Annotated in this window: 7 protein-coding genes; 1 reads left to right on the top strand and 6 read right to left on the bottom strand. The window is 68.1% G+C overall.

What is annotated here, in order from left to right:
• Nucleotides 1–49 precede the first annotated feature (49 nt).
• The 4 genes from ACZ68P_RS30550 to ACZ68P_RS30535 all read right to left on the bottom strand — a co-directional run bounded on the left by ACZ68P_RS30550 (nucleotide 50) and on the right by ACZ68P_RS30535 (nucleotide 8,094).
• Complete coding sequence (locus ACZ68P_RS30550) at nucleotides 50–4,210, bottom strand: glycoside hydrolase family 2 TIM barrel-domain containing protein (protein ID WP_471011878.1); 4,161 nt, start codon at nucleotides 4,208–4,210, stop codon at nucleotides 50–52.
• 708 nt (nucleotides 4,211–4,918) lie between these two features.
• Nucleotides 4,919–6,211 carry an ABC transporter substrate-binding protein gene (locus ACZ68P_RS30545; RefSeq protein ID WP_471011877.1) on the bottom strand — a complete coding sequence of 431 codons (1,293 nt, stop codon included), beginning with the start codon at nucleotides 6,209–6,211 and terminating at the stop codon, nucleotides 4,919–4,921.
• A gap of 69 nt (nucleotides 6,212–6,280) precedes the next feature.
• Nucleotides 6,281–7,186 carry a carbohydrate ABC transporter permease gene (locus ACZ68P_RS30540; RefSeq protein WP_471011875.1) on the bottom strand — a complete coding sequence of 302 codons (906 nt, stop codon included), beginning with the start codon at nucleotides 7,184–7,186 and terminating at the stop codon, nucleotides 6,281–6,283.
• Nucleotides 7,183–8,094: a carbohydrate ABC transporter permease gene (locus tag ACZ68P_RS30535; RefSeq protein ID WP_471011874.1), complete on the bottom strand. Its 912-nt coding sequence runs from the start codon at nucleotides 8,092–8,094 to the stop codon at nucleotides 7,183–7,185. The genes ACZ68P_RS30540 and ACZ68P_RS30535 overlap by 4 nt, the downstream gene beginning before the upstream one ends.
• A 439-nt stretch (nucleotides 8,095–8,533) precedes the next feature.
• Here ACZ68P_RS30535 and ACZ68P_RS30530 point away from each other — a divergent pair, with 439 nt between their 5' ends.
• Nucleotides 8,534–10,804 (top strand): FAD-dependent oxidoreductase, encoded by a 2,271-nt coding sequence (locus ACZ68P_RS30530; protein ID WP_471011871.1) that lies wholly within the window; start codon nucleotides 8,534–8,536, stop codon nucleotides 10,802–10,804.
• A gap of 156 nt (nucleotides 10,805–10,960) precedes the next feature.
• Here the strand turns inward: ACZ68P_RS30530 and ACZ68P_RS30525 are convergent, their stop codons facing one another.
• The gene (locus tag ACZ68P_RS30525; protein ID WP_471011870.1) at nucleotides 10,961–11,749 is read right to left on the bottom strand and encodes an IclR family transcriptional regulator; all 789 of its coding nucleotides are present in this window, start codon (nucleotides 11,747–11,749) and stop codon (nucleotides 10,961–10,963) included.
• Between the two features lie 255 nt (nucleotides 11,750–12,004).
• Nucleotides 12,005–13,222 (bottom strand): NADase-type glycan-binding domain-containing protein, encoded by a 1,218-nt coding sequence (locus ACZ68P_RS30520; protein ID WP_471011869.1) that lies wholly within the window; start codon nucleotides 13,220–13,222, stop codon nucleotides 12,005–12,007.
• Nucleotides 13,223–13,613: the final 391 nt, after the last annotated feature.

The following is a 13,613-nucleotide window of genomic DNA, read 5'->3' as shown; positions in this document are numbered from 1 at the left end:
GGGTGATATGGGAGGTGTGTCGTGACTCCTTGTCGGGTGGAGTGGGGTGTTATCCGGCGTCGCTGAACCGTGCCGCGGACGCTCTCAGGAAACCGCCGCTGGCCGCGGTGACGGACACCTTGGGGGCTTGGCCGGCCGCGAAGTCGTAGGTTCCGAGGTCGATCCAGCCGGTTCCGGCGGTGTTCTGGTTGACGGTCTTGGTCTGGTTGCCGGTCGCGGTGGCGATCGTGTAGGTAACCCACGTCGCGCTGGTGCCGCCCGGAAGGGCGACCTCGACCTTGTAGGTCGACGCGGCCGTCTTGGCCGGGGCCGTCCACACCACACGGGGCGCGGGCGATGCCGTGGGGTCGGCGTAGACGCTGGGATACCCGTCCGTCGTGGTGAGGGTGCTGGGGCTCCAGGTGCCGGTGGTGGTGAAGGGGCGGGTGCCGTCGGTTCCGGCCGTGGTGTCGGCGGGGGTGATGATGGCGCCGCAGTCGGTGGTGCCGCCGGTGGCCAGGGGGGCGGTGGAGGTGGACAGGATGGTGCCGGTGCCGGCTTGGACGGTGTAGGAGCCGCCGTTGGCGCCGAGGGCGAACTGGGTGGAGCTGCCGGCGACCTTGGTGGTCGTGGTGGTGCCGCAGGCGGTCCGGTTGATGTTGTAGAAGGAGGGTGCGGGGACGGGTGCTGTCCAGGTCAGGGTCTTGTCGCCCTGTTCGCCGGTGATCTTGGCGTTGGTGGCGGGGGCCTGGGTGGTGGTGAGGGTTCCGGTCCAGGCGGAAGAGATTCCGTCGGGTCCCACGGCCTTGATGGAGACGGGGTAGCTGGTGCCGGGCTTGAGGTTGTCGACGGGGATCAGGTCGACGGCGGAGCGGTTGACCTGGAACGGGGTGCCGCCCGCGACGGAGACCTCGTATCGGATGGTGCCGGGGGCGGGGGTGACCGCGATGGCGCCGGAGGTGGGTCCGCCGAGGGTGCCGGTGACCTTCAGTGCGGGAGCCTGGCCGGCGGTGGGAACGGTGCCCTCGACCTTCTCACTCCAGGCGGTCAACGCCGTGCCATCGGGGTTCAGGCGCCGGATCTGCAGGGCATAGGTGTGACCGGGCGTCAGACCCTCGACACGCGTACCCGGCCGGTTCGTCGTCTGATAGTCCTTCACTTTGGTACCCGTGCTGGTGTCGGTCACCGTCACCTGGAACTTGCCGAAACGACCCACCGGATCGGTCGGGCCGGCCAGGGGGGCGCTGGTCTCTGTGTATCCGAGGACCAGGCCGTGGTCGATCGGCATGACCTTCACGGGGTTCGGTCCGTAGGGCAGGGTGCCGGTGGGGGTCAGCTTGGTGGTGTCGGGGGTGCTGCTTCCGGCCGCGTTGTCGGTGGTGACGGAGACCGTGTACTCGGTGCCGTTCGTCAGACCGGTCAGGTCGGCGAAGGGCTCGAACGTGGACTTCGTCGCGGCGACCGTTCCGTCGGGGGCGGTGGCCTTCACCGTGTGCTTCAGCCCCTCGACGACGTCACTGAAACGGACCCGTACCGAGCCGTTGGCGACGGCCGTCCCGGTGATCTCCGGCTGCGCCGGAGCCTTGAGGTCCTTGAACGAGACGGCCTCCTGGTATCCCAGCGGCGACAGCAGCGAGACACGGACCTGCGCGGCGGCATCGCTGTGCTTCCAGGCCACCGGGACCTGCAGCGCCGCGTCACCCGGCTTGATCTGCGGCAGATCCACCACCGCACCGCCGACGACGGCGCCGTCGGTGCCGGTGACCTTCACGGCCAGCTTGTAGCCGGACAGCGTCCACGACGGACCGGCCGTGGCCAGCGGCCCGCGCGGCGTCACCGTCACCACCGTCTCATCGGTGCCGTTGTCGTTCTCCACCCCGGCGACCACGATGCTCTTCACCGGCGCGTTCGCTGCCTGCATGGCCCCGTAGGAAGCCTTCTGGCGGCCCCACACGTCCACGTCACCGTAACCGCGCACCCTGTTGGGGCTGCTGTCGTTGTAGGTGCTGCGGTAGTCGTTGTAGGTCCACTGCGACCAGCCGAACAGATAGTCCTTGTTCGCGAAGAACGACTGGGCCCTGTTACCGGTCTCGGTCTTCTGGTCGACGCTCTCCTGGCCGGTGTGATACCCGCCCTGGTTGCCGAACTTCATGTCGGTGCTGTACTCCGAGATGAACATCGGCTTCGTCGGGTAGAGCTTATGGGCCCACTGCACGCCGCCGTCGAAGCTGCCGTACAGGTTGATGGCGACGAAGTCCATGTACTGCGTGCCGTCCTTCTCGCCGCAGTTGGTCTCACCCGTGGCGCACGGGACGAACTTCGGATCGTTGATCTTGTTGTTCACCTGGGTGACGTACCGGGTGGGGTCGATCTTCCTGGAGAAGGCGGCCATCCGCCGGTCGTACGTCCTGCCCGCCTCGGTGTGCGAGGCGAGTTCGTTGCCGACGGACCAGGCGAAGATGCTGGGATGGTTGAAGTCCTTCTGGACCTGCTCGGCCATCTGCTGCTTGATGTTGGGCAGGGCGGTCGTCAGGTTGGCGTTGTCACCCCAGACGGGGGTCTCGCCGATGATGAGCATGCCGATGCGGTCGGCGTAGTCCAGGACGGCGGGGGCCTGCGCGTAGTGCATGAGCCGGGTGACGCTCATGCCCGCGGACTTCATCATGTCCAGGTCGCGCCGGATCTTCTCGACCGGCTCGGTGCTGCCGTCGACCGGGTCGTCGGAGACCCGGTTCGCGCCCGCCATCTTCAGCTTCTGGCCGTTGAGCAGCATGTTGGTGCCGTCGATCTTGACCTGGCGGATACCGAAGGTGTCGCTGATAGCGTTGACGACCGTGCTCGGGGCGGAGCTGTGGGCGACGGAGACTCCGAAGCGGTAGAGGTCGGGGTCGTCGAGCTGCCACAGGGAATAGGTGTCCGCGTCCAGGTCCGCGTGGAGCGTGACCGGTGCGGTCTGCCCGGCCGGGATGGTCGCGGTTCCGGTCAGCCCGGTTGCCCCGGGCACGTCCGCGCCGGTAGCTGCCGAGGTGATCGATCCCTTGACGGTGACCTGCTGGTCGGTGCCGCTGGTGTTGCGGACGAACACCTTGCTCGTGACCGAGGCGGTGCCGTCGGTCAGGTTCGGCGTGGCCGTGATCTCCTGCCGCGTGACGGACAGCGGCTGCGTGGTCGTCAGACTCACGTCCCGGGACAGACCGCCCCACGGGTACCAGGCGCCGGTGGTGACGGTGTTGTCGGCCTTGACGACCACCGTGTTCGTGCCGCTGGGGTTGATCGCGGAGGTGACGTCCATCTGGAAGGCCGTGTAACCACCGGTGTGCGCGTCCGTCTCGGACCAGACGAGGCCTGTGCCGTCCTTGCCGTCGGTAGCGCTCGTCGACGCGTCGCTGAGGGCGAGGGTCTTGACCGGCTTGCCGTTGACCCATACCTGGCAGGTCCGGTAGCAGGCGTCGATGTTGAGCCAGTAGCGGGCGTCGGCGTCGCCGGCGTGGGCGACGGTGAAGGAACGCTGGTAAAAGGCCACGCCCCGGTAGGTGTTGTAGGCGTCACGCAGGTCCCAGTTCCCCGGAACCGGCAGGCTGTCCCAGCCCGCCGTGTCCGCGCCCGGCGTGGACAGCTTCACCGGGTCGACCGGACTGGCCGTGTTCTCGGTCTTGAAGTTCCAGGTTCCGTTCAGGCTCTGCGTCGGATTGCCGTGTGTGACCTGATGACCCGGAGCGTCCTGGTCGGGCGCCTTGAATGTGCAGCCGGCGGCCGTCGTGGGATGACCTGCCGGGGTGCTGCTGAGCGAACGGACCGTGACCGGGCCCACGGCCATCTTGCTGTGGTAGGACCCCAGGGCGAACGTGCCACCCGCCGTCGGAGAGGTCTCCGCGGCCACCAGACGCCCACCCATATATGCCGCCGTGATCCCGCCCGCACGCACGATCCGCACGTCCAGCCAGTCCCCGGTCGTCACCGGTGAGTCACCGGAACACTTCACCGCCCCCGCCAAGGGCGCGGTCACCTGAACCCCCGCCCGACCAGAGGGCTTCACACCCGTGATCTGAACGGCGATGTCCTTCGTCGTCGGATTGTCCGCGTCCTGCATGTCCATCACGAACGACACCGTGCCGTCCGGACGGATCTCATCCACGCGGACCTTGGTCGTCAGCTCATACGCAGCCGGCAGGCTCAGCGCACCGGAAGGACGCAGATAGCTCCCGCCCGCCGCCGCGGTCGTATCGACCAAGACGGCACCGTCGTTCACCGCCCAGGCGGCACCCCCGGCAGGAACCTGAGTCCTTGTCCAGTTTTCCAGACCACCGGAGAAATCATCACTGAACACAGCGTCGGCAACGGCCTGAGCCGAGAGCATGCCGGGCGAAGCCGTCGAAACGGCGAACACGGGCGGAGCCCCGAAACCGACGACCAAAGCCGTCACAGCGGCACACGCGCCGATCGCGGGACGTCTCATCGAAGAAGAGAACAAGGCTAAGCCTCCTGACAGGAAGATGACTGCCGAGTGCACTCGCACTCACAGGCGCCCGCTCAACCGGACGATTCGATCCGCACACCAGATCGGCCGTGCATCAGTGGGCATTCAGAAGCTGATTGATGAAACTCCTGTGAATATGACGAGAAGGGTGTCCGCCCTCCATTCGCCCGTCAAGTGTCCTTTGGGGCAATGCGCGGAGCCGATCCCCAGCTCTCGGACGCGGGGCACCCGCGGTCTAACAAGGAGCTGACGCGCCTCTCCTGACCTGAGAGGAACGGTCCTCCCCTCCCGCGGCCGAACCGAGACATGAGTCGGCGGCCGTGCTCTTCTCGGAGAAGACCACGGCCGCCGGGCGGGGACCGGCCCGCTCCCCCACGTCGAGGAGGCGGCGCGGGAGCGGAGCGGGAGCGGGCCGGTATCGGTGCCGCGGGCGTGCGGGCCCCGGCACCGGATCGGGGGCCGTCAGTCCTTGAGCAGCTGGGTCGCCTGCTCGCGTGCCGTCTGCATGGCCTGCTTGGGCGAGGACTGGCCGACGAGCGCAGCCTGGACCTGCTGTGCCACGGCGCTGATGATCTGGGCGTTCTTCGCGAACGCCCAGAAGGGCCCGGGGGTCGCCGTCGCCGTGATGCGGCGCGTCCAGTCGGTGGTGAAGGTGTCCGCGGCGATGTCGCGGGCGGCAAGGCCCTTGCTGGTGGCGGGGGGCAGGCCGACGGCCTTGAAGTACTCGGTCGTGGTGGCCACGTCGGAGGTGGTCTTGAGCGCGAACCGGGTAGCGGCGTCCTGGCCGTCCCCCTTGATCACCACGATGACGTGGCCCCACAGCAGCGCCTGCGGGGAGTCGCCGGCCTTCAGCACGGGCCGGGAGAACGGCACCATCGCCCGACCCAGCTTCTTCGGGTCCTTCGCGTTCGCGAGCGTGGAGGCCTTGCCGACGATGGCGTCGTCGTAGAAACCGACGGTGCCGCGGCCGAACAGGGCACGGGCGCCGTTGCGGTCCACGTCCTTGGCGATGAGCTTGTCGTCGTACAGCTTCTTGTACCAGGTGACCGCGTCGATGGAGGCGTCGTCGCCGATGACGACCTTGCCGTCCTTGAGGATGGGGGACCCGAAGGTCTGCATCCACGGGAAGATGTCACCGAGCTGCGCGATCGCGGTGGAGGCGGCGTACGGGGTGACGCCCTTGAGCTCCTTGAGAGCGCGCAGCGCGTCCTCGAATTGGGCGATCGTGGTGGGTGCCGTCTTGATTCCGGCTTCATTCAGCAGGTCCTGATTGCCGATGAGCCCGATCGCGCCGGTGGTCCACGGCAGTCCGTACTGCGTTCCCTTGTACTGACCGCTGGCGAGGCCGGCGACCGTGTAGCCACCCGAGAGCGCCGGCTCACCGAGGTCGGCGAGGCTGCCGGTCTGGGCTATGGCGGCCAGCCAGGCGATGTCCAGCTGCACAGCACCGGAGACCTGGCGTCCGTTGAGCTTAAGGCTCAGCTCCTGGAGGTACTGGTTGTACGGCATCGTGGTGGTGCTGATCTTGGAGCCGTTGGTGGATTCCCAGGACTTGATGAAGCTCTCGATGGTCGGCTTGTAGGCCGGCTCGCTCAGCGACCACGAGGTGAAACCGAAGTCCTTGGCGCCGGTGTTGCCGCCGGAGCCACTGCCTCCGGGGGCGCAGGCGGAGAGAACACTGGATCCGGCGATGCCGACGGCGCCGATGCCGGCGGCGCGCAGCAGGCTGCGACGGGAGAGGTCGGAGAGGGACATGGCGCCTCCAAGGCGAGTGGGCGTACGGCGGGTGGGGGACGGGTGTGCGGGGGGGGGGAGCGGGGGGGGTTACTTCACCGAGCCGGCGGTGAGACCACCGACCAGGAAGCGCTGGAGGAACATGAAGGCGACGACGACGGGGAGGGAGACCACCAGCGACGCGGCCATCAGCGTGGGCCAGGAAGTCTGGGTCTCACCGATGAAGGTGTGGACCAGGCCCGGCGGCAGGGTCATCGTGTTGTTGTCGGACAGGCTCAGCGCGAAGACGAAGTCGTTCCAGCCCCGTACGAAGGCGAAGAGTCCTGCGGCGGCCATACCCGGTGCCGCGAGTGGTGCGATCACGGAGTGCAGCGTGCGCCAGCGTGAGGCGCCGTCGATGGCGGCGGCCTCCAGCAGTGCGTCGGGGATCGTGTCGAAGATGCCCTTCAGCATCCACACGCACAGGGGGAGCGTGAACGTGCTGAACGACAGCACGAGCGCGGTGTAGCTGCCCAGCATCCCGAACTGGCGGAACAGCGCGTAGAGCGTGATCAGCAGCAGCGACTGGGGGAACATCTGCGAGGCGAGCACGAAGTTCATCAGCGACCGGCGGCCGCGGTAACGGAACTTGGAGAACGAGTAGCCCATGTACGTGGAGATCACCACGCTGAGGAACGCGGTGGTCAGCGAGACGATAACGCTGTTCTTGAGGTAGTGGAACAGCGGCCCGTTGTCTAGCACCGCCCGGAAGTTCTCGAAGGTGACGGAGTTCGGCACGAAGTCCGGAGGGAACTGGAACACCCGGTCAGCCGGGCTGAGCGCGGTGACGAGCATCCAGTACAGAGGGAACAGGGCGAACAGCCCGATCACGAGGAGGGCGGTCCAGGCCAGGGCCCGGGAGCGCACGAGGTCCGGGCGGATCCGGGGGCGGCGCGCGCTCTGCGGGGGGAGCGACCGCTCCTCGGCACGGGTCGGTTCCAAGGTCGTCGCGGTCATGAGCGGTCCTCACGGTGAGACAGGTACAGGTAGCCACCGACCAGCGCGAGCAGGAGCAGCATCCACAGGCCGCCGAGGGCGCTGGCCCGGCCGAGGTCGAAGCCCTGGAAGGCGTCCTGGAAGACGGCGACGGCGAAGGTCTGCGTGGAGTTGGCGGGGCCGCCTCCGGTGAGCACGTAGATGGTGTCGAAGTGCTGGAAGTTCCAGATGAACTCCAGCAGCAGGGCGAGCAGGCCGATGGAGCGCACGCTGGGCCAGGTGATGGAGGTAAAGCGCCGGAACATCCCCGCGCCGTCGACGGCGGCGGCTTCGTACAGCTCGCCGGGCACCGTCTGCAGGCCGGCCAGCATCATGACCATCATCCAGGGGAAACTCGCCCAGGTCTTGGTCACGATCACCGCGAGCATGGCCGTGCCCGGCTCACCGAGCCAGGACACGGCCTCATCCATCAGGCCCAGCTTGATGAGCACCCCGTTGAGCAGTCCGTAGTTGGCGTTGAAGATCCACATCCACAGGAACGAGGTGACGACGCCCGGGATCACCCAGGGGAAGAGGAACAGGCCACGCATGAAGCCGCTGCCCTTCAGGCCCGCGTTGAGGGCGAGGGCGAGGGCGAAGCCGATCCCGAAGGCGGCGACGGTGGTTCCTCCGGCGAACACGAGGGTGTGCTCGAGCGTGGGCCAGAAGTTCCGTTCCAGCACGTCGGCGAAGTTCGACAGGCCGACGAACTCCCGGCCGGGGAACCGGAGGTCCTGGCGGAAGAAGCCGGTGGTCAGCGAGGCGAGCAGCGGATACAGGATGATCGCTGCGAACAGCGCGAGCCCCGGCAGGACGAGCAGCACCGCGAAGGTGCCGTCGGACAGTCGTGGGCCGTTCCGCTTGGTCTGCCCCGTACGCAGGGTGGTCAATGCGGCTTCCTCTCGGGCGGGGGGGCGGCAGGGGGGGAGGGACCGCTTGAGTGCGGTTGTCCGCCCGTAGCGCGTCGCGGCGGGGCGGGTCTGCTTCCCAGGCAACGCCGGTGGATCACATTGAGCCCGACGTGCAATATGCGGGATAATCAATCACATACTGATTGCTGTCAACCGTGTGTCCAGAATGGGCCTGGTCCCACTCTCGACGGAGCACTGCCCCTTCGGGCAGCTCTTCTGCCCTTAAGTGCCTAGTCAGAGGCGTTGCCGCTCGACGACTCGCCTCGATCCCGGCCTACAGCTGCCTACACACCCCGGCGACGTTCTTGCAGCATGATCCCGCACTCTGCATTTGAGTTCCATTTATCGGTTTCGGAGTGCACACTTGGCTCTGCGACGGTGCACCACGCCCTCGCACATCGCAAGGGAGCCGGTGAGGATGCGACAGGAAGAGTTCCACCACGACATCGCGGTCATCGGCGGCGGCCTCGCCGGCGTCTGCGCCGCCATCGCCGCCGCCCGACTCGGGCAGCGCGTCGCGCTTGTCCACAACCGCCCGGTACTGGGCGGCAACAGCAGCAGCGAAGTGCGCGTCTGGGTCTGCGGCGCCACCGCCCACGGCGTCCAGCGCTACGCCCGCGAAACGGGCATCATGGGCGAGCTCTACACCGAGAACCAGTACCGCAACCCGGAGGGCAACCCCTACTACTGGGACCAGGTGGTCCTGGACGCCGTCCGCTCCGAACCGCTGATCGACCTGTTCCTCAACACCGATGTCCGGGAAGTCGAGGCGGACGGACCCGAGGACGACCGCACCCTACGCTCGGCCACCGGTTGGACCATAGGATCGGAGCGTCTGATCACCTTCCGCGCCCAGGTCTTCCTCGACTGCACCGGCGACGGACTGCTGGGTGAACTGGCCGGGGCACGCAGCCGCGTCGGCCGCGAATCGGCCGCCGACTTCGGCGAACCCTGGGCCCCCGAGGAGTCGGACGGAGCGCTGCTCGGCTCCACCATCCTCTTCTACACCAAGGACCTAGGCCGCCCCGTCCCCTTCATACCGCCCTCGTACGCCAAGGACATCTCGCAGACCCCCATCCTGCGCAACCGCGTCCTGCGCACCGGCGACAACGGCTGCCACTACTGGTGGATCGAGTGGGGCGGTGCCATGGACACCGTCCATGACAACGAGGCCATCCGGGACGAGCTGCACGCCGTGATCATGGGTATCTGGGACCACATCAAGAACTCCGGCGAATTCGACGCCGACAACCTCACCCTGGAATGGGTCGGCAGCGTCCCCGGGAAGCGCGAGTACCGCCGCTTCATCGGCGACCACGTCCTCACCCAGCAGGACATCCTGGCCCAGCGCCGCTTCGACGACCGCATCGCCTTCGGAGGCTGGTCCATCGACCTCCACCCCGTCGAGGGAATGTACGCCGAGGGCCCCGGTGCGCTGCAGCGCTACACGGACGGCGTCTTCCACATCCCTCTGCGCAGTCTCTACTCGGTGAACGTCGGCAATCTGCTCTTCGCCGGCCGGAACATCTCCGCCACACACATCGCCTTCGGCGCCACCCGCGTGATGGCGACGTGCGCCACCCTCGGTGAGGCCGCCGGGACCGCCGCCGCGCTCTGCGTCCAGCGTGGCCAGAGCCCTCGGGCTCTGGCCACGGATGACCCCGGACTGGTGGGGCAGGTCCTGCTCCGCCAGGACGGTTCCGTGATGGGTGTCGCCAACGAGGATCCGGACGACCTCGCCCGTACGGCCAAGGTCACCGCCTCCTCCCATCTCTCACGTCTCGCGGCGGAACCCGGCCCCGGCACCCCGGCCGAACCCTGCCTCCTTGACCGCGACTACGGCGTGCTCTTGCCCGTCGACCCCGCGCTGGACGGCGTGGAACTGCTCGTCTCCGCTGAGCAGGACACCGAACTCACCGTGGAGCTGTGGAGCACGCGGCTGCCCGAGAACGCCGTGCCCCTCGACGCACTGGGCACCGTCCAGGTTCCCGTCACGGCCGGGGGACCGACGTGGGTCACCGCGGCCCTCCGCCATACGCCCGACGTTCCCGAGAACGTGGTCGTCATTGTCCGTGCCAACCCGCACGCGTCCTGGCACCTGGTGCCGACGGGCACCGAGGGCGTGCTCGCCCTGCGCAGCCGCGCCGCCGGGGACCCGGGCGTCGACGACGACATCCCCGAGCAGGAGGGCCAGCCGGTGCTGGACTGGTCCGCGCGCGAGCTGCGGCGCCGGTCCTTCTGCTTCCGGGCCCTGCCGGCCACGGACGCCTTCGCGCCGGGCAAGGGGGTCAGTGGCTACCAGCGTCCGTTCGGCGGCCCGCAGATGTGGGTGTCCGCTGACCCCGCTCCCGGCTCCCACCTCACCCTGGAGTGGGACGCTCCGCGCGAGCTGCGCACGGTCCACCTGGTCATGGACGACGACGTGGACACGTACCTCATCAACCTGCACCGGGACCGCGTCCCGGACGCGATCGCCCCGCAACTGCTGCGCGACTACCGGATCGAGGTACGAGACGCGTCGGGAGAGTGGCGCACCGCGGTCACCGTGCGGGACAACCGGCGTCGCCACCGCGTCCACCGGCTGGACGACGGGGCCCCCGTGCAGACCGACGCGGTTCGGATCACCGTGGACGCCACACACGGCGCGCCTCGGGCCCACCTCTTCACGGTGCGTGCCTACGAAGCCTGATCAGACGCTCCGGAGCGGTCCACCGTCGACGGTGGACCGCTCGGACGGTGAGACACCAGGTCGGCCATACGGAAGCCCGAACGCCCGGGTACGGGAGTTCGGGCTTCCGTACGCCGGGCGTTGCTCAGTGGGTACCGCGTGGTTCAGTGCGCGAGGTCAGTGCGCTCCCAGCGCCTGGCTGACCGCGTCCGCCGCTTCGATGATTTGGCCAGCCAGCTCCGCTTCCCGGGTCCCGGGCTTTCCGGTCGCGGACAGGCTGCCCAGCAGCGAGGCAGGACCCCATAGGGAGATCGCGGCCACCACGGAGCCCTGCGAGTCCAGGACGGGGGCGGCCAGCGAGGACCGGCCCAGCGCGCGCTCCTGTGCCTCGACGGCGTAGCCCACCCGTCGGACCGTCTCGCACTCCGCGTCCAGGCCGTCGTGCGAGGTCACGGTGTACTCCGTGTGCGCGTCCAGCTTCTGTCCCAGCAGCGAGCGGCGCTCGTCGCCCGTCATGCGGGAGATTAGACACTTGCCCATCGCCGTCGCGTGCAGAGGAGCGATGCTTCCCGCCTGCGTGTACGCCCTGGGGGTACGGGTGCCTTCGAAGTTGGCGAGGAAGACCAGGTCGGCGCCGCGCAGTATGCCGACGTTCGCGCCCAGCTCGGTACGGGACGCCAGCCCTTGCAGCACCATGCGGGAGGCTCGGTGGACAGGGTGGCCGTTGAGCGCCATCGTAGCGAGCGGCAGAGTGCCCAGGCCTAGCCGGTAGAGACCGCTGATCGGGTTCCGCTCCACCAGGTCGAACTGCTCCAGGGTGGCGAGCAGCCGTGACGTGGTGGAGGGGCCCAGTTCGGCGTCGACGGCGATGTCCGAGACTCGGCGCTCGGAACTCCCCGTGCCGAGAGCCCGCAGGACGGAGACGGCCCGCTCCACACTCTGGTTGGTCCCCTGCTCAGCAGCCATAGCGCGGCCCCCTCATATGCGTACGCATCGTCTGTACCAATCCAAACCGTATCCTATAACCAAATCCTGCAAACAGATCCCACGATACGGTTTCGCTCGCCAGTATGTCCGCCTTCACCGCTCCTTTCAGGGGAGTGTGCGAGTGATCGCACCACGACCGCTGATCCGCGAATGTCGCAGGTGCTCGCCGTACGGCGCATCAAAGGAGCGCGTGGGCGGAACGAAGGTTCCGCCCACGCGCGTGGGAAGGAGGGGTCACGACAGGAGCGAGAAGAACTCCAGCTCGGAGATGGCTACGTCCTTGTTCTTCTCCGACGGGAAGATGGCGCCGATAGTGATCGATACGGACTTGATCCCCGTGGCACCGGACAGGTCGAACTTCTGCGGCTTCGCACTGTCCTTGACGTTGATCATCATCGTCTTCTCGTTGGTGAACCTGAGAATGAGCAGCCGGGGCCTACCGTGGTCGGTGAACGCGTCGGCCACGCCCGGGGTGATGATCAGCTGGTCGAGCTGGACAATGCTGTCGAACTCCACGTTCAGAGTGACTGTGTCCAAGGACTGGACCTCGGAGGCGTACCGCGCGGACCAGTAGCTCGCGGTGTTCAGGTCCTTGGTGTTCTCAGGGCCGTGGCCCTTGATCGCCTTGTTAGCAGACACCTTGGAGGGGCGGACCGGCGAGTACTGGGATTCGACGAACCCCTTGACGGCCGCCCGGATACTGGCGGTCTGGCGGTCGACCGCGTTCCTGAAGGGCGCGTACATCGCGTACAGGAGACAGGACAGACAGAGCAGGACTCCGCCTATCACCTTGACCTTGTTCACGAAGTTCTGCCGGCCCTGACCGGGAACGACCGCCGGACCGGTGCGACCCGTACCCGTTCCACTGCCCAGGGCGACGACGCGTGGACCACGCCGCGGGCGCAGCTTGTGCCACCAGGGGGCCTTCGCAACCTCGGCCTCGTCCAACTCCGACCCGCATCGCGAGCAGAACCGGCGCGTGGGCACATTGCCCTGGCCGCAGTCGCCACAGATCAGATGGCCAGGCTGGACGGAGTTGGAACGTTCGGTCTGATGGCTCTGCCGGGCCCGGCGTGTCTGCGCAGGCTGCGGCAGGACCGCGTCCGGCTCGTCGAACCAGTCGTCCTCGTCCTCCTCCGGCGGGGAGGGCAGGGGGGCGATCAGAGCGGCGTCGCGGGCGCGGGCGGCCTCCGGACGTACCAAGGGCACGGGCACCGTCTGGTCCAGCTGCTCCGCCGGCCGACGCACATTGCCGACCGAGGGTCGCCGGTCCTCGTCGTCGTCCTCGTTCCAGTCGTCTTCGTCGTCCTCGTCGTCCTCGTCGTCCTCGTCGTCCTCGTTCCAGTCGTCTTCGTCGTCCTCGTCGTCGTCCTCGTCGTCGTCCTCGTTCCAGTCGTCCTCGTCGTCGTCCTCGTTCCAGTTGTCCTCGTCGTCTTCGTCGCCGTGGGCCAACGACGGGCGCCACCCAGGAGCAGCCGAGTGGCCGGGCTCCTGCCGAGCCCCGTCCCCGTCATCCCACTCGTCTTCCTCATCGTCCGTGACCCCGTTCGAACCGCCCGGACCCACGGGACCCTGGGGCCCACCGATGCCCAGCAGACCCGGGGGCCCACCCTGGCCGGGGGGCCCGCCCAGACCAGGAGGCCGCGGCGGACCACCCAACCCCGGAGGACCGCCCAGACCAGGAGGCCCGCCCAGACCAGGAGGCCGCGGCGGACCACCCAGACCAGGAGGCCCGCCCAGACCAGGAGGCCGCGGCGGACCACCCAACCCCGGAGGACCACCCAGACCAGGAGGCCGCGGCGGACCACCCAGACCAGGAGGCCCGCCCAGACCGCCAGGCCGC

It is taken from the genome of Streptomyces sp. NPDC036822 (genome assembly GCF_055609145.1).
This window is presented reverse-complemented; position numbering and strand designations above follow the sequence as displayed.